This window comes from Cyanobacterium sp. T60_A2020_053 (genome assembly GCA_015272165.1).
In the GTDB taxonomy this organism is placed as follows: domain Bacteria; phylum Cyanobacteriota; class Cyanobacteriia; order Cyanobacteriales; family Cyanobacteriaceae; genus Cyanobacterium.
In genome coordinates, this window is the sequence record JACYMF010000077.1 from 1 (window position 1) to 18,560 (window position 18,560).

Annotated in this window: 15 protein-coding genes and 1 pseudogene; 10 read left to right on the plus strand and 6 right to left on the minus strand. The window is 35.7% G+C overall.

The window, feature by feature from the left end:
- The first annotated feature begins 205 nt into the window (after window positions 1-205).
- Both pflB and IGQ45_10780 read left to right on the plus strand, forming a co-directional pair.
- Window positions 206-2,461, plus strand: a complete 2,256-nt coding sequence (pflB, locus tag IGQ45_10775) for a formate C-acetyltransferase (GenBank protein MBF2057674.1) — start codon at window positions 206-208, stop codon at window positions 2,459-2,461.
- 110 nt (window positions 2,462-2,571) lie between these two features.
- Window positions 2,572-3,522, plus strand: a complete 951-nt coding sequence (locus tag IGQ45_10780; protein MBF2057675.1) for a hypothetical protein — start codon at window positions 2,572-2,574, stop codon at window positions 3,520-3,522.
- Window positions 3,523-3,878: 356 nt separating this feature from the next.
- On the opposite strand, the pseudogene IGQ45_10785 reads toward IGQ45_10780, so the two are convergent.
- Window positions 3,879-4,364 (minus strand): annotated as a pseudogene (locus tag IGQ45_10785) (protein kinase).
- Window positions 4,365-4,572: 208 nt separating this feature from the next.
- On the opposite strand from IGQ45_10785, the gene IGQ45_10790 reads away from it, so the two are divergent.
- Together IGQ45_10790 and IGQ45_10795 are read left to right on the plus strand one after the other, a co-directional pair.
- Window positions 4,573-5,274: a glycoside hydrolase family protein gene (locus IGQ45_10790; GenBank protein MBF2057676.1), complete on the plus strand. Its 702-nt coding sequence runs from the start codon at window positions 4,573-4,575 to the stop codon at window positions 5,272-5,274.
- A gap of 147 nt (window positions 5,275-5,421) precedes the next feature.
- Window positions 5,422-6,825, plus strand: a complete 1,404-nt coding sequence (locus IGQ45_10795) for a HAMP domain-containing histidine kinase (protein ID MBF2057677.1) — start codon at window positions 5,422-5,424, stop codon at window positions 6,823-6,825.
- Between the two features lie 308 nt (window positions 6,826-7,133).
- Here IGQ45_10795 and proA read toward each other — a convergent pair whose 3' ends face one another.
- Window positions 7,134-8,405: a glutamate-5-semialdehyde dehydrogenase gene (gene proA / locus IGQ45_10800; protein MBF2057678.1), complete on the minus strand. Its 1,272-nt coding sequence runs from the start codon at window positions 8,403-8,405 to the stop codon at window positions 7,134-7,136.
- A 153-nt stretch (window positions 8,406-8,558) separates the two neighbouring features.
- Here proA and IGQ45_10805 point away from each other — a divergent pair, with 153 nt between their 5' ends.
- Entirely contained in the window at window positions 8,559-8,795 is a 237-nt protein-coding gene (locus tag IGQ45_10805) for a hypothetical protein (protein ID MBF2057679.1), read from the plus strand.
- A gap of 507 nt (window positions 8,796-9,302) precedes the next feature.
- On the opposite strand, the gene IGQ45_10810 is transcribed toward IGQ45_10805, so the two are convergent.
- Entirely contained in the window at window positions 9,303-10,838 is a 1,536-nt protein-coding gene (locus IGQ45_10810; GenBank protein MBF2057680.1) for a mercuric reductase, read from the minus strand.
- Window positions 10,839-11,215: 377 nt separating this feature from the next.
- On the opposite strand from IGQ45_10810, the gene IGQ45_10815 reads away from it, so the two are divergent.
- Both IGQ45_10815 and IGQ45_10820 read left to right on the plus strand, forming a co-directional pair.
- A complete protein-coding gene (locus IGQ45_10815; GenBank protein MBF2057681.1) occupies window positions 11,216-11,455 on the plus strand; it encodes a hypothetical protein in 240 nt (79 codons plus the stop codon).
- Entirely contained in the window at window positions 11,424-11,876 is a 453-nt protein-coding gene (locus tag IGQ45_10820; protein ID MBF2057682.1) for a PEP-CTERM sorting domain-containing protein, read from the plus strand. The genes IGQ45_10815 and IGQ45_10820 overlap by 32 nt, the downstream gene beginning before the upstream one ends.
- Window positions 11,877-11,966: 90 nt before the next feature.
- Here IGQ45_10820 and IGQ45_10825 read toward each other — a convergent pair whose 3' ends face one another.
- Entirely contained in the window at window positions 11,967-12,389 is a 423-nt protein-coding gene (locus tag IGQ45_10825; protein MBF2057683.1) for a putative toxin-antitoxin system toxin component, PIN family, read from the minus strand.
- 602 nt (window positions 12,390-12,991) lie between these two features.
- On the opposite strand from IGQ45_10825, the gene IGQ45_10830 reads away from it, so the two are divergent.
- Together IGQ45_10830 and IGQ45_10835 are read left to right on the plus strand one after the other, a co-directional pair.
- A complete protein-coding gene (locus tag IGQ45_10830) occupies window positions 12,992-14,008 on the plus strand; it encodes a type I glyceraldehyde-3-phosphate dehydrogenase (protein MBF2057684.1) in 1,017 nt (338 codons plus the stop codon).
- Window positions 14,009-14,117: 109 nt separating this feature from the next.
- Complete coding sequence (locus tag IGQ45_10835; GenBank protein ID MBF2057685.1) at window positions 14,118-15,602, plus strand: hypothetical protein; 1,485 nt, start codon at window positions 14,118-14,120, stop codon at window positions 15,600-15,602.
- A gap of 3 nt (window positions 15,603-15,605) precedes the next feature.
- Here the strand turns inward: IGQ45_10835 and IGQ45_10840 are convergent, their stop codons facing one another.
- Complete coding sequence (locus IGQ45_10840; protein MBF2057686.1) at window positions 15,606-16,181, minus strand: alpha/beta fold hydrolase; 576 nt, start codon at window positions 16,179-16,181, stop codon at window positions 15,606-15,608.
- A gap of 50 nt (window positions 16,182-16,231) precedes the next feature.
- Between IGQ45_10840 and IGQ45_10845 the strand changes: the two genes are divergently transcribed.
- On the plus strand, window positions 16,232-16,987 hold the full coding sequence (locus IGQ45_10845; protein ID MBF2057687.1) for an MBL fold metallo-hydrolase: 756 nt from the start codon (window positions 16,232-16,234) through the stop codon (window positions 16,985-16,987).
- A gap of 65 nt (window positions 16,988-17,052) precedes the next feature.
- Here IGQ45_10845 and IGQ45_10850 read toward each other — a convergent pair whose 3' ends face one another.
- On the minus strand, window positions 17,053-18,225 hold the full coding sequence (locus IGQ45_10850; protein MBF2057688.1) for a histidine kinase: 1,173 nt from the start codon (window positions 18,223-18,225) through the stop codon (window positions 17,053-17,055).
- Between the last annotated feature and the right edge of the window lie 335 nt (window positions 18,226-18,560).

Below are 18,560 nucleotides of genomic sequence, written 5' to 3' on the forward strand. Positions count from 1 at the left end.
TATGGGCTGTCGTCTAACGGCGAGTCGGTGAACCAAGAATCCCCCACTATAACCCCTAGGGTTTAGTGGTGGGAGTGTCAATTACGCTCATAATCATATAACTGATATTAACTAAACAAAAGTATATAATTATCAAGTGATATAAAACATATAATAAAAGATAGGAGGACTAGCAAAAGATCAGAATACAGCTAGATCGAAACCTATGGTAATGATTACCGATAAAACAATCCAGCGCCCTTCACCCCAACAGTTTAAGGGCGGTAAGTGGCAAAAAGAAGTTAACGTTAGAGACTTTATTCAGAAAAATTATACTCCCTACACCGGCGATGAATCATTTTTAAGTGATGCAACTCCCAACACCAATAATTTATGGACAGAAGTTAAATTGTTGATGAAAGAGGAGAGGGAAAAAGGCATTTTAGATGTGGACACCAAAATCCCCTCCAGTATCACCTCCCACGGTGCAGGATATATTGATCAAAATTTAGAAAAAATTGTTGGCTTACAAACTGATAAACCCCTCAAACGTGCCATTATGCCTAATGGTGGAGTGCGCGTGGTGGCAAACTCCCTTAAGGCTTATGGCTACCAAATCGATCCTTTAACCCAAGAAATTTTCACCAAATACCGCAAAACCCATAATGACGGCGTATTTTCTGCATATACTACCGATATGCGCAAAGCCCGTAAATCTGGCATCATCACTGGTTTACCTGATGCTTATGGTCGGGGTCGTATTATTGGTGATTACCGCCGTGTTGCTTTGTATGGTGTGGATTTTCTCATCAAAGATAAACAAAATCAGTTACTTTCCCTTGAGTATGACGTGATGGATGAAGATACCATCCGTTTACGAGAAGAAATTTTCGAGCAAATTAAAGCACTACAAGAGTTAAAAGAATTAGGCAATATCTACGGTTTTGATATTTCTCGCCCTGCTAATAACGCCCAAGAAGCGGTGCAATGGCTCTATTTTGGCTATCTTGGCTCGGTAAAAGAACAAAATGGCGCGGCAATGTCTTTAGGTCGTGTTTCAACTTTTCTTGATATTTACATGGAACGGGATTTAAAAGCCGGTTTAATTACCGAAACCGAAGCGCAGGAATTGATTGATCAGTTGGTAATTAAATTGCGCATGGTGCGGTTTTTACGCGCACCTGAATATAACCAACTCTTTGCGGCTGATCCTGTTTGGGTGACGGAAGTGATTGGGGGGATGGGCGCTGATGGGCGCACGTTGGTGACAAAAAATAGTTTCCGTTTTTTACATACTCTCTACAATTTAGGAGCAGCGCCCGAACCCAATTTAACCATTCTTTGGTCTGAACAATTACCCATTGCCTTTAAACGCTATGTAGCGAAGGTTTCCATTGATACCAGTTCCATTCAATACGAAAATGACGATTTGATGCGCCCTGACTATGGGGATGATTACGGTATCGCTTGTTGTGTTTCTGCCATGCGCATTGGTAAACAAATGCAGTTTTTCGGCGCCCGTGTCAATTTAGCTAAAGCCTTGTTATATGCCATTAACGGCGGTAAGGATGAAAATTCGGCGGTACAAGTAGCGCCCTCCTACGCACCCATTACGGGAGATTATCTCGACTATGAGGAAGTAACGGCAAAGTTAGACTTATTAATGGATTGGTTAGCAAAACTCTACGTTAACACCCTTAATGTAATCCATTATATGCACGATAAATACTCTTACGAACGCATTGAGATGGCATTACATGACCGTGATGTCTATCGTACCATGGCTTGTGGTATCGCCGGTTTATCGGTGGTGGGAGACGCGCTTTCTGCCATTAAATACAGTCGGGTTAAAGTGATTCGTAATGAAGCTGGTTTGGCGGTGGATTACGAAGTAGAGGGGGATTATCCCAAGTTTGGTAATAATGATGACCGAGTGGATGAAATTACCGCTAATCTCATGACTAAATTCATGAATAAGGTGCGCAAAAATAAAACTTATCGTAATGCCACTCCCACCCAGTCGGTTTTAACCATCACATCTAATGTAGTATATGGTAAAAAAACTGGTAATACTCCTGACGGACGTAAAGCTGGTGAACCTTTTGCCCCCGGTGCTAACCCGATGCACGGGCGTGATACGAAGGGCGCTGTGGCTTCTATGGCTTCCGTGGCAAAATTACCTTATGAAGATGCCCAAGACGGTATCTCTTATACGTTTTCCATTGTGCCAGAGGCGCTAGGTAAAACCCCTGATGTCAGAATTAGTAATTTAGTGGGTTTGTTGGATGGTTATTTCCATGATACGGGACACCATATTAATATCAATGTATTTAACCGTGCTACTTTATTGGATGCCATGGATCACCCTGAACAGTATCCACAGCTTACCATCCGAGTTTCAGGTTATGCAGTGAATTTCATTAAGTTAACCCGTGAACAACAGTTGGATGTAATTAATCGGACTTTCCACAGTCAATTCTAGCTGGTGAGAAAGAAAACACAAGAAGTTTAAAAAATTTTGTAGGGTGGGCATTGCCCACCTTCTTTTTATAGTAAACTTGTTCTGATAGAAGGTTGAAAAAAAATCTCTGTATGTCAGAAATAACAGCTAATTATGACGAATCATGGAAAGAGATTATCGGTGATTATTTTGAATCATTTTTAATCTTTTTTTATCCTGATATTCATAGTCAAATTAACTGGCAAAAAACACCTATACCTCTTGATAAAGAATTAGAACAAATTACTGCCTTTGCCGAAACAGAAACCCGCCATGCCGACAAACTATTTCAGGCATGGTTATCAGATAATCAGGAAGTGTGGTTATTAATTCATATTGAAGTGCAAAGTCAGTATGATAAAGAATTTCCTCAACGAATGTTTATCTATAATTATCGAGCTTTTGACCTGTATAATAAACCAGTGATTAGTTTAGCTATACTAGGGGATAATAGTAAAAAATGGCGACCTAACTCTTATGAATACGGATTAGGAAAAAGTAAATTAAAACTAGAATTTTCTATCATTAAATTACAAGATTATGAATGGGAGGAATTAGAGAAAAGTAATAATATATTTGCGATGGTAGTAATGGCACACTTAAAAACAAAAGCCACCACCAGTAATTTAACAGAAAGAGAACAATGGAAATGGAATTTATCTCGTTTACTTTATGAAAAAGGCTATGACAGAAAAGAGATAACTGACTTGTACAAAGTCATTGATTTAATGATGGCATTATCAGAAGATTTGCAATTAAAATTTGAAGACAAATTAACACAATATCAGGAGGAAATAAAAATGCCTTTATTAACGAATATTGAGAAGCGCGCTTTAGCAAGGGGTGAACAAAAAGGTGCTAAGGCTACTTATCAAGAAAATATCATTGATTTACTTAAATTCCGGTTTAATTCTATACCGAAAAGTATAGCAGATTCCCTTAAAAAGATTGATGATTTGGCTTTATTAAAACAGTTACTTATATTGACAATTAGTGTTAAATCTATTGAAGAATTTGAAGATTTAATTAACAGTTTAAGCTAGTGATCAAACGAACTTGAAATAAAAGATAAGGGATAATAATTGATACAATCTATTTTGCTTTAAGTTCAGATAAACAGTTACGATTAAGGTCTTTAGGACTAAAAGATTTTGGGAATAAAGTCATTATCTTTTTTTGCAACTGATTACTCAGACTTAATATTAGTCATTAATCCATATTTCCATTTGATTAGTGGGAGTTTGAAAACCCCTAGCTGATAAGTCAAGCATTTCAAGATTTTTATTAATACCAATACTTGCGTAGAATGATTCTATTTCATTTTTTAGTGCTCTTGCTAAGGGTAATGCAGAAGGACTTGAGTAACGAATGTCATTTTTTCTTATGCCATTAATTTGCTCAACGTCTCTTTTACAGCGCCAAAATCTATCAAAACCGGCAATCTATCACTGTCTCGGAGAATAATATTTTCTGGTTTAATGTCACGGTGAATAATATTTTTGCCGTGAACATATTTAAGAGTATTAAGCAGGGATGATAAAATTACTTCGCATTGATTGGGGTTAATAATTCCTAATTGAGCAAGGCTTTTACCTTCGATATATTCTTGTACTAAATAAAATTCTTCATTTTCTCGAAAAAAGGCGTATAAAGTAGGAATCTGTGAACAATTTTGCCCTAACTCTTCCAATACCTTGGCTTCTTTTTGAAATAAACTCTCGATTAGTTCGAGAGAGATATGGTTATGATTAACGGGTTTTAGTTTTTTGATCACAACTTGGCGCGCGCTGGGCATTTGTAAGTCTTGAGCGAGGAAAGTGTCACCGAAACCACCACTACCAAGATTTTTAATTATTTTATATCTTTGGGCTATTGTCTGCATCATGCCATTGCTCTTGTGACGAAATTACTAATTTAATTCTAAATATTTTTAGGGGGAAAAGTTCATTTAATTCTTAAAATTTTAGGCGTTAGTGAATTAAGCTATGATTTTGAGTTGAGGTTAAGCAAAATCATAAATTTTTCACTATCTTAAATGTAAAATAGTGAGAGCAAAAAAAATCACCTATTTATTTATGACGAAGTCTAACCCCATGAGAAAATCATCAATAGTAGTCAATTTACTAAAAACTACCATTTTAGTGATCATGATTGGGGGCATAGGGCGATTGTCAATTAATGAAAATTCCCCACCGAGATTAAAACAAGTCCAAGAGCGAGTTATTAATGACATTAACGCCAGACTTACTGGGCATTATGACATTCAGCCTTTAGTAATGGCAGGAGGAGACCCTTATATTAGGGCGTTAATGCGTACTATTAGCGCCTCAGAAGCCTACACCCAGCGCCCGTATCACGTTATTTATGGTGGTCAATATGTGCAAAAATTAGACCGACACCCCGATCAATGTGTGGTAGTAAAGAGGGGCGCTAATGCCGGAAAATGCTCTACCGCCGCCGGTAGATACCAATTTCTCAATACCACTTGGGCTGAAAAAGCATCTATTTATCATCCTCAAGCTGATTTTATCGGAGATAATAATAGTTATAGTTTTGAAGCGCAATACCAAGATGAAGTGTTGTATCGCTGGTTAAGTGATGGTGAGGCGTGGGGCGTTGATTTTTCCCAAATGTTAGCACAAAATCAATTAGATCAAGTGTTGAGAAGATTATCAAACACTTGGACAAGTTTAGGTTATGGTACAGAAGATAATTCCATGACAAGACGATTGCCCAAAATATATCAACAAATGCTCCAAGAAGAATTAGCCAATCAACAAGCCTCTAAAAATTGAGATTTTGTTACAAATCTTTAGGATTGCAATAATTATTTTAAAAAAAGGAAATAAACACCATTTTAGTTCGGTTATACCCCTTTAATTAATCAAAAAAAATAAGTTATCATAACCATGAATGCTGAGTTAATACCTTAATAACTAATAATGATTGTTTCTGATCCTCTCGCCACTAAATTAAGTAATCTTTTGATGTCAGAAAATGTTATCCCTCAGAAGGGGATACCTTCAGAAGTTGCTCAAATAAAAGCACAGCAAGAGTGGGAAAGTGCCATTGCTTCTTTACAAGAATTATTATTGTCTGTGATTAAACCCAGTGAGCAATGTACTGAAACACAAGGTTTTGTTCTTTCTTCTCCTCATCATGTTATCTCTAAAAAAGAGCTAATATCTGCTTTAGAAATTGCTGTTTTTTCTCCATTAAATTTTAAGAACAGTATGACAACTTATCATTGTCAAGAAAGTAGTATTAATGGTAATAAATTATCATCGGCTTTAACTTTAACACCAGAGCAACATATTGCTAAAGATCAATTTTGTTTAATTTTAACTCAGTATTTCTCTTGTTTATTGGTAAAAAATAGTAATAATAATTTTAATTTTTCTTTTGAACCAAATATCATTAATCAAGCATGGTTATTAGTACAAAATAAATTAGTGATTAAGAATCATTATTCCCAAAAGCATTTAGATAGTTTATATAACCAACTGACTCCCAGCGCCCCTCCCTATCAATTAGTCAGTCGCTTTACCAATTATTTATTACAACATTTACGGGCGCTGTCTTTGCCCGTAGAAAAAAGTATCGAAAAAGAAGAAAAACCCCATCGCTTACAAAGTATTTCCCTGAAAAAAACCCCTTTACCACCTTATCCAGAAATTGAACTTTTACAAGCCTTAACTCATGAAGTAAGAACCCCTTTAACCTCCATCAAAACTATTACTAAATTATTGCAAAAAAAAGCTAAAGCATCTCCCGAATTAGCTAAATATTTAGAGATGATTGATCAAGAATGCACCGAACAAATTAACCGTATGGATTTAATTTTTCGGGTGGCAGAATTAGAAAGTAATACCTCAATAAAACCAACCATTAATCTTGTGCCTATTTGTTTAGAAGAAATTTTAAATCAAGGTATTCCCATCTGGCAAAAACAAGCACAAAGAAGAAATATTTTACTTAACTTTGTTATACCTCAAAAATTACCCCATGTACTGAGTGATCCTGCTATTTTAAAACAAATGTTGGGAGGATTAATCGAAAAATTTACCCGTAATATTCCTAGTGGTGGTAAATTTCAAGTCATAGTTTTACCTGCTGGTAATCAGTTAAAATTACAGTTTTTATCAGAATCTAATTTAAATCATCAGCAAGTAAAATGTCTAGGAAAATTACTTTCTTTTCAACCAGAAACGGGGGGTTTATATTTAAACTCCGATATTACTAAACATATTTTTAATGTTTTAGGTGGCAAGTTAACCATTAAACAGAAAGGAAGTAAAGGAGAAATACTCACCGTTTTTCTTCCCCTCGGTAATCCGATTATTTGATGCTTTACCCTCACCCCCAACCCCTCTCCCAACCGCAGGGGATTTTCAAAGTCAGGATCAAAATTGATTTGTTTTTGACAAGAAGACAGGTTGACAGGGAGACAGGAGGATTTTTTACTATTAATTGATTTATTAGTAGTTAAAAACCTCTGAATTTCAGATTATTGGCTAGTTTGAGAAACTAACATTTTTGAGAATGAAAACGCCCTGCTCCCATAGGAGAGGGGAGTAATATTTTCTCATAATTGATTAATTAATAAGTTAAAAATCTCCCCTTCTCCCTCTGCTTCCCTTTCTCCCTCACCATTTTATAAATCTCTGTGGGTAAAGGGTTGAGGATTCGTGCCACTATAGGTGGCGGCAATATGCCCAGCGCCCGTCAACTGATACTTATAAGTCACTAAACCTTCCAAACCCACAGGACCTCTAGGGGGCATTTGTTGGGTACTAATACCTACTTCAGCCCCAAAACCGTAACGAAAACCATCGGCGAAACGGGTAGAACAATTATGATATACTCCAGCAGAATCTACTTCATTGAAAAAAGTTTCCGCATTCAGGAGATTTTCGGTAATGATACCGTCGGTATGTTTTGAACCGTAATGATTGATATGATTAATGGCTTCTGTGACATCTGCCACCATTTTAAGAGAGAGAATTAAATCACTGTATTCCGTGCGCCAATCTTCTGCCGTTGCCGTTTCGCAATGCACCAGCGCCCTCACCCTTTCATCTCCTTTTAAGGTGACATTCTTTTGAGTTAAGGCTTTTGCCACTGCTGGTAAAAATTCAGAGGCGATATTTTCATGTATTAATAAAGTTTCAATGGCGTTACAGGCAGAAGGATAATTGGTTTTGGCATCCACCGTAACGGAAATGGCTTGATCAATATTAGCAGACTCATCGATAAAAAGATGACAGATGCCGTCAGCATGACCTAAAACGGGGATTTTGGTGTTTTCCTGCACATAGCGCACAAATTCATTTGAGCCTCTAGGGATAATCAAATCCACATATTCATCTAAAGATAACAGAGTTTTAATTTCCTCTCTGGTGGTGAGTAACTGCACCGCATCAGGATTTACCGCCGTATTGCCTAAGGCTTGATGAATAATTTTCACTAAAGTGGTGCAAGTGTTGATGGCTTCCTTACCCCCTTTTAAAATGACTCCATTGCCCGATTTTATAGCCAAGCTGGTGATTTGAATGAGGGCATCGGGGCGCGCCTCGAAAATGATCCCTAACACTCCTAATGGGCAACTAACCCGCTTGAGAATTAATCCTTTGTCTAACTCACGATGGAGACTCAGCGCCCCTAAAGGATCGTTTAATTTAATGACATCACGCACTCCGGCAATAGCGCCCTTCAGTTTACTTTCACTCAATACCAAGCGCCCGTATAATGCCGTGGAAATTTCCCCGGCTGAGGCTTCACAATCTTTTTGATTGGCTTCGATGATTTCCTCTTGGTGGGTGTGGAGGGCGCGCGCTATGGCTTCTAAGGCTTCGTTACGTTGTTGTATGGACAAAACAGCTAATTTTTGCGCCGCTAGGCGTGTTTTTTCGGCAATTTCTCTCATCTTCGAGTCTTTTTAAACAATCATTAATAATGTACTATTATGGCAATTATCATGGATAGGGTGGAGGGCGCTGGAGTTTTGATCATAAGATAGGGCTAACGCTAATCATTCAAAAATAACTTGTTGTACATTACTCATTAAAGTATTAATATTATGAGAATAATTCAAACAAAAGGGATTATTAATAACGGTGAAATAAATATAAAAATACCACAAGAAATTAATAATGGAGAAGTAGATATAGTTATTATCGCTGAAGAAGAGCTTGATGAGTTCGATCTTCGTTATCAACTTTTACAAGAAAAAGGATATTATAATCATGATAAAATTTTAGATATTATCAAAGAGATAAAACTAGAAATGCTAGAAGAGAATAATAATAATGCCTAATCGTATTTTTCTTGATACTAATATTTATATTATTGGTGATGCTGACAAAAATTGAGGATTAGCTGTTGTTTCTAAAAAATAATATTCTTGCTCGAATTTTTCAACCAGCAAGATCAGAAGTTGATATAATTCATTTTCTTCAATAATTCTCAAAGCCTGTTCATTTTCTGACTCTTTTTAATGAGTTTTGGTTGATACTTTACCAAAATTTCTTTATATTTTTCAGCATTAAAAGTAAGGGTCATTTTTCCATTTGTTTTTATCATATAAAGATTGTATCTTCGCTCTACAACCACCGTGTAATGAATTACACGGCTAATAGTATCCCGTTCAATAAATTGAACTAAGATTATTTTTAGTTGATTTATAAGTGATCGCGCAGCGGCAGCCTTCGGCTGATCAAACGAACTTGATATTAGAGCAAGATAGCGTAAAAAAACAAAATAATGGATACTATGGTGAGATGATCAAGCCTCATCATTATCCATTATCAATTGTCCATTGTCGTTAAGATAACTTAGTCAAGATACCCAAAAGTTTTTTAGAATTGGGAGTTAAAAGAGTGCGCCGATAAGCGTCAGCGCCCTTCTTGATGGCATCAGCTTGGGTAGGATAGGAATGAATAACGCTAGATAATCCGTTTAAACCGATATTATTAACCATAGCGGTAGTAATTTCTGAAATCATTTCCCCGGCGTGACTAGCCACGATGGTAGCACCCAAAATCTTATCACTACCCCTTTGATGAAGAATTTTAACGAAACCTTCTTCTTCACCATCCACGATGGCACGATCAACTGTACTAAAAGGAATTTTGATGGTGTCATATTCAATGCCTTTTTTATCTAAATCCTTACCATAACTACCAACGTGGGCGATTTCTGGATCTGTAAATGTCACCCAAGGGATAACTAAATCGCTAAATTTTGACTTGCCAAAACCAAAAGGCGAAAACAAGGTATTTTTGATAACGATGCGCGCGCCAGCATCCGCAGTATGAGTGAATTTATAAGGACTACAAATGTCCCCCACCGCGTAAATTTTGGGGTTAGTGGTTTGTAAATAGTCATTGACGATTATCCCTTGACGGGTGTTATATTCCACGCCTACTTTTTCCAGATTCAAGGCTTCCACATTCGGCGCGCGCCCGGCGCCCATCAAAATTGCTTCCACAATAAGGGATTTTTCACCCTCTGGACTAGCATAATAAATTTTTTTGCCTTCGGAGGTATTTTCTACCCTCGTAGGTTGTGCATTTAACTGTAACTGTACACCATCGTTAATTAAACTGGTTTGGATGATGTGCGCCGCTTCTTCGTCTTCTTTATTTAGTAAATGGGCATATTTATGAATGATGGTAACTTGCGCACCGAGACGGTGAAAAGTTTGCGCCAATTCGCATCCGATAGGTCCTCCCCCAATTACTGCTAAACTTTTTGGTAAGGTAGTGAGGGAAAAAATCGTTTCATTGGTATAAAATTCTACTTCTTCAATGCCTTCCACCTTGGGAGTCACTGCCCTAGCGCCCGTCGCCACCACTGCTTTTTTATAGTTTAAACGTACTCCATCTACGGTAATAGTTTTGTTATCAAGAAATTGAGCATCTCCCAAAAATACATCAATACCAATATCTTTAAACCGTTGTGCCGAGTCGTGATGACTAATTCCAGCCCTTAATTTTCTCATTCTGCCCATCACTTGAGCAAAATCGATGTTAACGTTTCCATCCACTGTAACACCGAGGGAGGGCGCTCGATTAATTTCGCCGATAACTTTTGCTGAACGAATCACCGCCTTAGAAGGCACACAGCCAAAGTTAAGACAATCTCCGCCCATCAAATGACGCTCCACCAAAGCCACTTTTAAGCCCAAATCTAGTCCCGCAGCGCCCGCCGCCACTACCAAACCGGCTGTACCAGCACCGATCACCACTATATCATATTTATCTTTGGGAGTGGGGTTAACCCAATCAGGGGGATGAACATAGGAGATTAACTGTTGATTATAGCCATCCATGGGAGCGATTGAAATTGTCTTAACCATTATTTTTTACCTCGGTGAAGGGCGCTTATCCTTATTACTATATACAACCCTCGTGCTTTAATAGTTAAATTTCGTTAAATTTTTCCTTAAATCATTTTAATTAGCTATTAAATTGTCATGTTTTAACTCTGATTATTAATCATTTCACAAAACCCAGCGCCCTCCACCGCACTCCAAAACCTCTTACTTATTACTTGTTACTTATTACTTTGTCTCAACTAAAAATTTTAGAATGAAACAGCCCTGCTTTTTCAAGGGGGGTTAGGGGGGATAAAACTCTTTTTTAAGGAGAGATTTAGAGGGGTTAAATTATTTATATTTTCTCACTCAAACCATATATGATTAATTTAGAAATTATACAAAAAATGGTGATAACAATGAGTACAAATCAACTGAGTATTTCTACTCCCCCCTACAAAAATAAGGGTTTGGCGGTATGTTTGTTAGCTTCAATTTCCCTTCTCAGTGTCATGAATGAGGCGGAGGGCGCTGTTATTATTACCGGGCAGGAAGTGGGCAATAATGTAGTATTTTCTCATACGGGTTCGATTGATTTGGAGGGCGCTGGATTTACCTTTGATCAGGATGGTAGTTTCCAATCTTACTTTTATCGCTGACGATCCAAGTTTTCCTTTCCTGATCTCAGCTAGTGAAAGTGGTTATGGTAAATATAGTGGAACTTTTACCAGCGCCCCTAGTGGTGGTTTCGGCACGAATACAAATTTTGTAGAAGCTGACTCAGCTTCTGGGGATGCCTTTGGAGTTCAATATGGAAGTAGCGGTGAATTTTTCTTTTTACCCATTGGTTATACTAGCGGTGGTACAATTTCTGGTTCTGCCACTTACGATAATATCACTCTTTTCGATCTTGGTTTTGATGCCAGTCAGACTTATGATTGGGTATTTGCAAATAATGATTTTATCCGACTTCAGTTTTCTTCGTCTAACCCTGTTACTACCCCTGAGCCTAGCACAATTTTAGGAAGCGTTTTGGTGTTAGGGCTTGGTGCAGTGATGGGCAAAATCAAGAAAAAATAATATTTAATTAAGATAGGGTTGAACATTGTTCAACCCCTACAAATATAACGACAAAAACCCAGAGCCCTCCACCGCTTTCTTATCACCTCCTTAATCTGAAAGAGAAAGAAACTGATTAACAGTAATAATAGAACAAGTAAAACTATTTTGCAGTGACAATAAATCGTCATCACCAGTAATCAAATAATCAGCATTACCTACTAAAGCTAATAACAAAAAAGGTTCATCATTAACATCTCGACAAGATGGAATTATTGGTAAAATTTTGGGCATTTTTACCGTTTCACAAAAAGGAATATAATCTGCCAATAAATCTTCTTGTTCTTGAACAGTTAAACTAAATTTAGGATAAGCTAAAACTTGGATTAATTCTGCAACAGTTACTTGAGAAATAAGAGGAATAACTTGGTTTTCATGCCACATTTGGCGAGGTTTAGCAACTTTTTTAGTAAAAAATAACGCTGATAAAATTACATTAGTATCAATAACTACTTTGGGCATATTATTTATCATTTCGTCTCACCCAATTAACCGCCTGAGAAATATCATCTTCTGTTATTTTTAAACTTGCTAATTTTGCCCTAACTGCATCAGCACGTTGTATTTTTACAGGAGTTAATATAATTTGTCCATTGCTGACTTCAACATCGAAATATTCTTCTCCATTAATTTGCTGAATGACACTTTTTGGTAAAGTTAGTTGATTTTTACTGGTTAATAATGAAAGAGATTGCTTTAGAACAAGCTAAAAATCAAGGTAAAGGTAAATAATTAGGGCTTGATGAAAAGTAAAAATCTTCAGGAGAATTAATCAAAATAATTCTGAAGATTTGATCATTTGAATGGGCTGAAGTTCATTTTCTCAGAAACTTTTCTATTACTCCTAAACTTTCTACTGTTAATAGTTTTCTCTATCGCAATACTGAATCCTTTAAGGCACAGTAAGTGGCTCCAATATATTATGCTCTCACTTTGAGCTTGGCTGAAATTAGAACATGGAAACTACTTGAAAATTTTTTTGAAGTCAATGTTTAACAGTACAGCCTTTACGATATGATTAGGGTCATTACAAAAATTTATTGTACTTTATTAGAACACCAGAGGAAATAAAAACAGTGATTAGAGTAGCTATTAACGGTTTTGGTCGTATCGGTCGTAATTTCTTACGTTGTTTACTTACCCGTGGCGATAACACCGGTTTAGAGTTAGTGGGTCTTAATGATACTTCCGACCCCCATACTAACGCACATTTGCTTAAATATGATTCTATGTTAGGCACTTTGAATGCTGATATTCAAGCGGATGATAATTCCTTAATTGTTAATGGTAAAACCGTTAAATGTTTTTCGGATCGTAATCCTCTTAATCTTCCTTGGGCTGATTGGGGCGTGGATTTAGTTATCGAATCTACCGGGGTATTTGTTACGGATGAGGGCGCTTCTAAACATATTCAAGCTGGAGCGAAAAAAGTTTTGATCACTGCACCGGGTAAGGGCGCTAATGTTGGTACTTATGTGGTGGGTGTTAATGATAGTGAATACAGCCACGATAAATACAATGTTATTAGTAATGCTAGTTGTACCACTAACTGTCTAGCGCCCATCGCCAAAGTTTTACACGAACAGTTTGGCATCATTAAGGGTACCATGACTACTACTCACAGTTATACGGGAGACCAACGTTTGTTGGATGCTAGTCACCGTGATTTAAGACGGGCGCGCGCCGCCGCTATTAATATTGTACCAACGACGACGGGCGCTGCACAAGCGGTGGCTCTAGTTTTACCACAGTTGAAAGGCAAATTAAATGGTGTGGCTTTGCGTGTACCTACTCCTAATGTTTCTGTGGTAGATTTAGTAGTACAAGTGGAAAAAAATACTATCGCTGAACAAGTTAACCAAGTTCTTCAAGAAGCCTCTGAAGGTTCTCTCAAAGGCATTTTAGGTTATAATGATTTACCTTTAGTCTCTTCTGATTATCGTGGTAGTGATGTTTCCTCCATTGTTGATGCTAGTTTAACTATGGTGATGGGTGGAGATATGGTTAAGGTTGTAGCTTGGTATGATAACGAATGGGGTTATTCTCAAAGAGTTGTTGATTTAGCTGAAGTGGTCGCTAAAAACTGGAAATAATTAACCTTATAATTATACGGTGGAGGGCGCTCGTTTTTCGAGTGTCCTTTTTTTGTTTTATCCCCCTTATCTTCCATTTAAACCTTAACTAAATCACGATTTATTAATAATGCTGAGAAGTAAAATCTTATCAAATATTATACTGAGTATTATACTTCTTTTACTAACTATAATTTTATTTTTTATATCAGGTATAAAAGATTTAATAGGTGGTATTTTTCTTAGTTTTATTGCTTTTATTTGCGCCCAATTTCCTCGCACTAGCTTATATTTCTTTCTAATTTATCTTTGTTTTGGCGGTACAATTATTTACCTATTTCCGAGTAGTTTTCAGCAAGTGGGCGAAATGATCCGTTTTGGTAAAATTTATCCTGTTTTACAAATCATTAAAGATATTTTTTATTTTCCTGCTTTAATTACGATAATTTTTACTCTTAATTGGCGACAATTTTATCAAAAAATTAAACCTTTTTGTTGGGCTTTAGCTGTATTTACTTTCATTTGTTTTTTAACATTTTTCTTTGTCAATTTTCCTCAACAATTTGCCGTAACTGATGGCTCACCAATTTTAATGGGAATTTTAGGTTTAAAAGTTTGGCTGGGTTATATTCCTTTACTATTGTGTAGTATTTATTTAGTTAACAATTATCAGCAATTAATTCTTATTACTCGTTTACAAATTATTTTAATTATTATCTGTTGTTTTCTTACTTTATTTCAATATTATGCCTTGTTAAATAATCTTTGTGTTGGCAGTGTTGACTTACCCGGCTTAGCTTCTAGTCGGGCTAGTTTACAGGCACGTTGCCTAGTGGGAGGGGCGCTGTTATTTAACCCAGAATTGAATTTAATTCGTTTACCCGGTACATTTGTTGCGCCTTGGCAGTGGGGATGGTTTCTAATTTCTAGTATATTTTTCACCGTAGCAGGTACTATCATTGAAAAAGATAAAATTTGGCGTTATTTAGGTTGGTTTAGTTCTGCTTTTGTTATTTTAACTACTTTTATTTCTGGGCAAAGAATAGCTATTTTTTTAGTACCTTTCTTCTTTATAATTTTATTTATTTTTACTGAAAATAACCGCCGAAAATTATCCTTAAAATTGAGAATATTTACAGCTATTTCTCTGATTAGTTTAACTATTCCCTTAATACAAACCCGCATAGCACAGTTTGGAGGGCGCTGGGCTTATTCTTCTCCCATCTCTTTCACTCAAAGAACATTAAATTATGCCATTGATAATCAAAACGGTCTATTTGGCAATGGATTAGGTACTACTTATAGTGGTGCAAGAAAACTAGGAGACATTCAATTAATCGAAATATTTCCAGCACAATTAATTTATGAAATGGGTTTTATTGGTTTAATTTCTTTTTTTATTATGGTGACATTTATTGTTTATTTAGGCTGGAAAAGCTATTTAAAAATTGAGAATAAATCTTTGAAAAAATTTGCTTTTTGTCTGTGGTTATTTGTGATTTTTATTAGTTATAATCCTTATTACTACCCTCTAATAGTTGACCCTATTAATATTTATTATTGGTTAATGGCAGGAATATTACTTAATTTACCTAGCATAGATAATATTGAATAAAATTTAACCTAAAAAATTTTTAATTTCTTTAAAAACTCGCTGATCAGATAACATCCATTTATGATATAAAACATCAACTTCCTTTTCCTGACAAAAACCCAAACAAGAGCTATTCGCAGGGATAATCATTAAATCAAAAGGAGTCCACAGTATTAATGTTTTCAACTTAGAGAATTGAGCTTTAACATCACTGTTTAAATCTTTTAAAAAATCACTATCTGGGCGCATTTGTGTAATTCCTTTTAATGGGAGAATATGAGCCATCTTTGTGCCATTATTCGGTGCAGAAATACTGATATATTTTTCCACTTTTTTTAATCCGCCTAATCTCTGTAAATAATAACGAGTGATTAAACCTCCCATGCTAAAACCGATTAAATTTATTTTTGGTGTGGAAGAAAAATTTTGGTCAATATAAATTTTTAGTTGTTGTGCCAAAACTCGTAAATCTTCGATGCCATAATTAGGCAGTAAATCAAGACTATAAACTTCATAACCCTGATTTTGAAAATAATCCGACATTTCTTCAAAAACATGACTGCTGTCAATGATGCCATGTACTAATACTAAAGGATTCATAAAATGTTAAGATTTATAACAGAAGTAATTATTTAGAGTAAGTATATCCTATGCAATTAACATGGTTTGATAGTAACTCATGGCTAATCGAAATTGGTGGTAAAAGAATTTTACTAGACCCTTGGTTAGTAGGTGTATTGACTTTTGGTAATCTTAACTGGTTATTTGAAGGGAAAAAGCGCACTCCGCAACCAATACCCCAAAATATTGACTATATCTTACTATCTCAAGGATTAGAAGACCACGCGCACCCCGCCACTCTCAAAGAATTAGACAAAAATATTCCCGTTATCGCCTCAGAAAACGCCACGAAGGTATGTCAAGGGTTGGGATACAGTCAAGTTACCACCTTGAAACATCATCAAAGCTATATGATTGATGAAAGCATAGAAATTACCGCTTTACCCGGTTCTCCCGTTGGTCCTACTTTAGTGGAAAATGGTTATATTATCAGAGATACTCGTAGTGATGACTCCATGTATTATGAACCTCACGGATTTCACTCTGAAACAGTACAACAGTATTTACCAGTAAAAACAGTTATTACGCCGGTAACAAATATTAACATACCATTGTTAGGACCTGTGATTAAAGGTCAAAAAAGCGCCCTCCAAATCTGTCAATGGTTAAAACCGAGATATATTTTACCCACTGCTGGAGGAGGAGATATTGACTTTAAAGGCTTCTTAGTTAATGTATTGAAAGAAGAAGGAACTAAAGAAGATTTAGGTAAGATGTTAGAATCAGCGCACCTCACCACTCAAATCATCAATCCTCAACCTTATCACCCCCTTAGTTTTTCATAAAAATTCTCCACCCTTCCCTTGCTTCTCTTCACAAGGGAAAACTAGGAAGGGTTGTGAAGGGAAAATTAATGATATACAGGTAAAGTAAAACGAAAACAGCTACCTTGATTACCATTATCATCCACCCAAATTTGACCATAATGAGCATTAATTATCTGCCGACATAAAGCCAAACCAATGCCATAACCTTCCTGTTTAATATCTCTTTCTAAACGAAAATGATCTTCAAAAATACGCTCTTTTTTCTCGGAAGGAATACCTGAGCCTGTATCAATAATACTAACCTCGATTTTCTGAGTAGTTTTATGTAAAATACAAATGGTAATTTCTTCCCCTTCTGGAGTATATTTAATGGCATTTTCCAGTAGATTAATTAATACTTGCCTAATTAATTCCCTATCAGCATAAACAAAAGGTAAATCTTGGGGAATATCTTCAATTAAATGTTGTTGTTTAGCTTTAATTTTTGGCTTAATATTAGTTAAAAGTTCTTGGCAAATATTACATAAATCTAATTTTATAGGAACAATATTTAACTGATTATTACTACTTTTAGAAGTTGCCAATAAATCAGAAATCATTTTATTCATTACTACAAATTGTTTTTTAGCCTGAAGACATAACTGATTCTGTAGTTTTGCCAAACTTTCTGGGTCTTTTTGTTGATTTTTCGCTAACTCGATAGTTTCCACGGCAATAGATGCCGCCGTTAATGGATTGCGTAAATCATGGACTAGCATTGCCAACATTTGATCTTTAAAATATAGTTGTTGCTCTAAATTTTTAACATCTTGTTTCAGTTGGAAAATTTCATCACTTAAACGAATTAATTCAGCAGAAGGTAAACAAGTTTGTAAGACTGAACTATTTTGATTATTATGAGGTTTTAAGTCATTATTGTGTTTAAGAGAAATTTGCCATTTATCCCACCATTTTTGTAATTGTGCAGTTAAATTACTCCCTGCCAAAGTTTGTTGGGGTGCTGGATTTACCTTAACTAAAGCTGGAGTCGCTACTAATTTAAAATGTTCTACTAAATGGGGATATTTACTAATTTCTAATATTTCTAGTTGAAATTGATAATTTTGAGTGAGAGTTTCTAAATAATTCTTAATTTTTTGAATGTTATTTTGAGAACTATGGCGATTATCCACAAATAAAAGTAGTTGTAATGAATCGCTGTATTCATCGATTAAATTTTCGGCTTGGAAAGATAAATTATTGTTTGATGAAGACATACTCAACCGAATTATTATAAAAACAAAATTGACCAAAAAAGATAATGATTGCTGATGTAACTAGGTAAGAAAAATTAATTATATATTTTATTTACCTCGCCACTATGACCATAATGACGTTAAACTTCTTGCCCATATATAGTAATTATCATGGTGATACACTATAAAAATATCCATCATATTTTTCCTTTTACAAGGGAGATTAAAGGGAATTAACCGTCAAAACGATCACTTTTTAAACAGATTCTTAGATATTGTATTTATTGATGATTATTAAATAATTAGGGGTCGAGAAGTGAATCGCTTCACTCCCCTCCCATACAAAACCGTACATG

Bases quoted from the DNA above. Each gene is read 5' to 3' on its own strand.
- IGQ45_10820 (MBF2057682.1), top strand. From the start codon at position 11,424: ATGGTAGTTTCCAATCTTACTTTTATCGCTGACGATCCAAGTTTTCCT.
- IGQ45_10815 (MBF2057681.1), top strand. From the start codon at position 11,216: ATGAGTACAAATCAACTGAGTATTTCTACTCCCCCCTACAAAAATAAG.
- proA (MBF2057678.1), bottom strand. From the start codon at position 8,405: ATGAGAGAAATTGCCGAAAAAACACGCCTAGCGGCGCAAAAATTAGCT.
- IGQ45_10780 (MBF2057675.1), top strand. From the start codon at position 2,572: ATGTCAGAAATAACAGCTAATTATGACGAATCATGGAAAGAGATTATC.
- IGQ45_10810 (MBF2057680.1), bottom strand. From the start codon at position 10,838: ATGGTTAAGACAATTTCAATCGCTCCCATGGATGGCTATAATCAACAG.
- IGQ45_10835 (MBF2057685.1), top strand. From the start codon at position 14,118: ATGCTGAGAAGTAAAATCTTATCAAATATTATACTGAGTATTATACTT.
- IGQ45_10845 (MBF2057687.1), top strand. From the start codon at position 16,232: ATGCAATTAACATGGTTTGATAGTAACTCATGGCTAATCGAAATTGGT.
- IGQ45_10795 (MBF2057677.1), top strand. From the start codon at position 5,422: ATGATTGTTTCTGATCCTCTCGCCACTAAATTAAGTAATCTTTTGATG.
- IGQ45_10825 (MBF2057683.1), bottom strand. From the start codon at position 12,389: ATGATAAATAATATGCCCAAAGTAGTTATTGATACTAATGTAATTTTA.
- IGQ45_10850 (MBF2057688.1), bottom strand. From the start codon at position 18,225: ATGTCTTCATCAAACAATAATTTATCTTTCCAAGCCGAAAATTTAATC.
- IGQ45_10840 (MBF2057686.1), bottom strand. From the start codon at position 16,181: ATGAATCCTTTAGTATTAGTACATGGCATCATTGACAGCAGTCATGTT.
- IGQ45_10805 (MBF2057679.1), top strand. From the start codon at position 8,559: ATGAGAATAATTCAAACAAAAGGGATTATTAATAACGGTGAAATAAAT.
- IGQ45_10790 (MBF2057676.1), top strand. From the start codon at position 4,573: ATGAGAAAATCATCAATAGTAGTCAATTTACTAAAAACTACCATTTTA.
- pflB (MBF2057674.1), top strand. From the start codon at position 206: ATGGTAATGATTACCGATAAAACAATCCAGCGCCCTTCACCCCAACAG.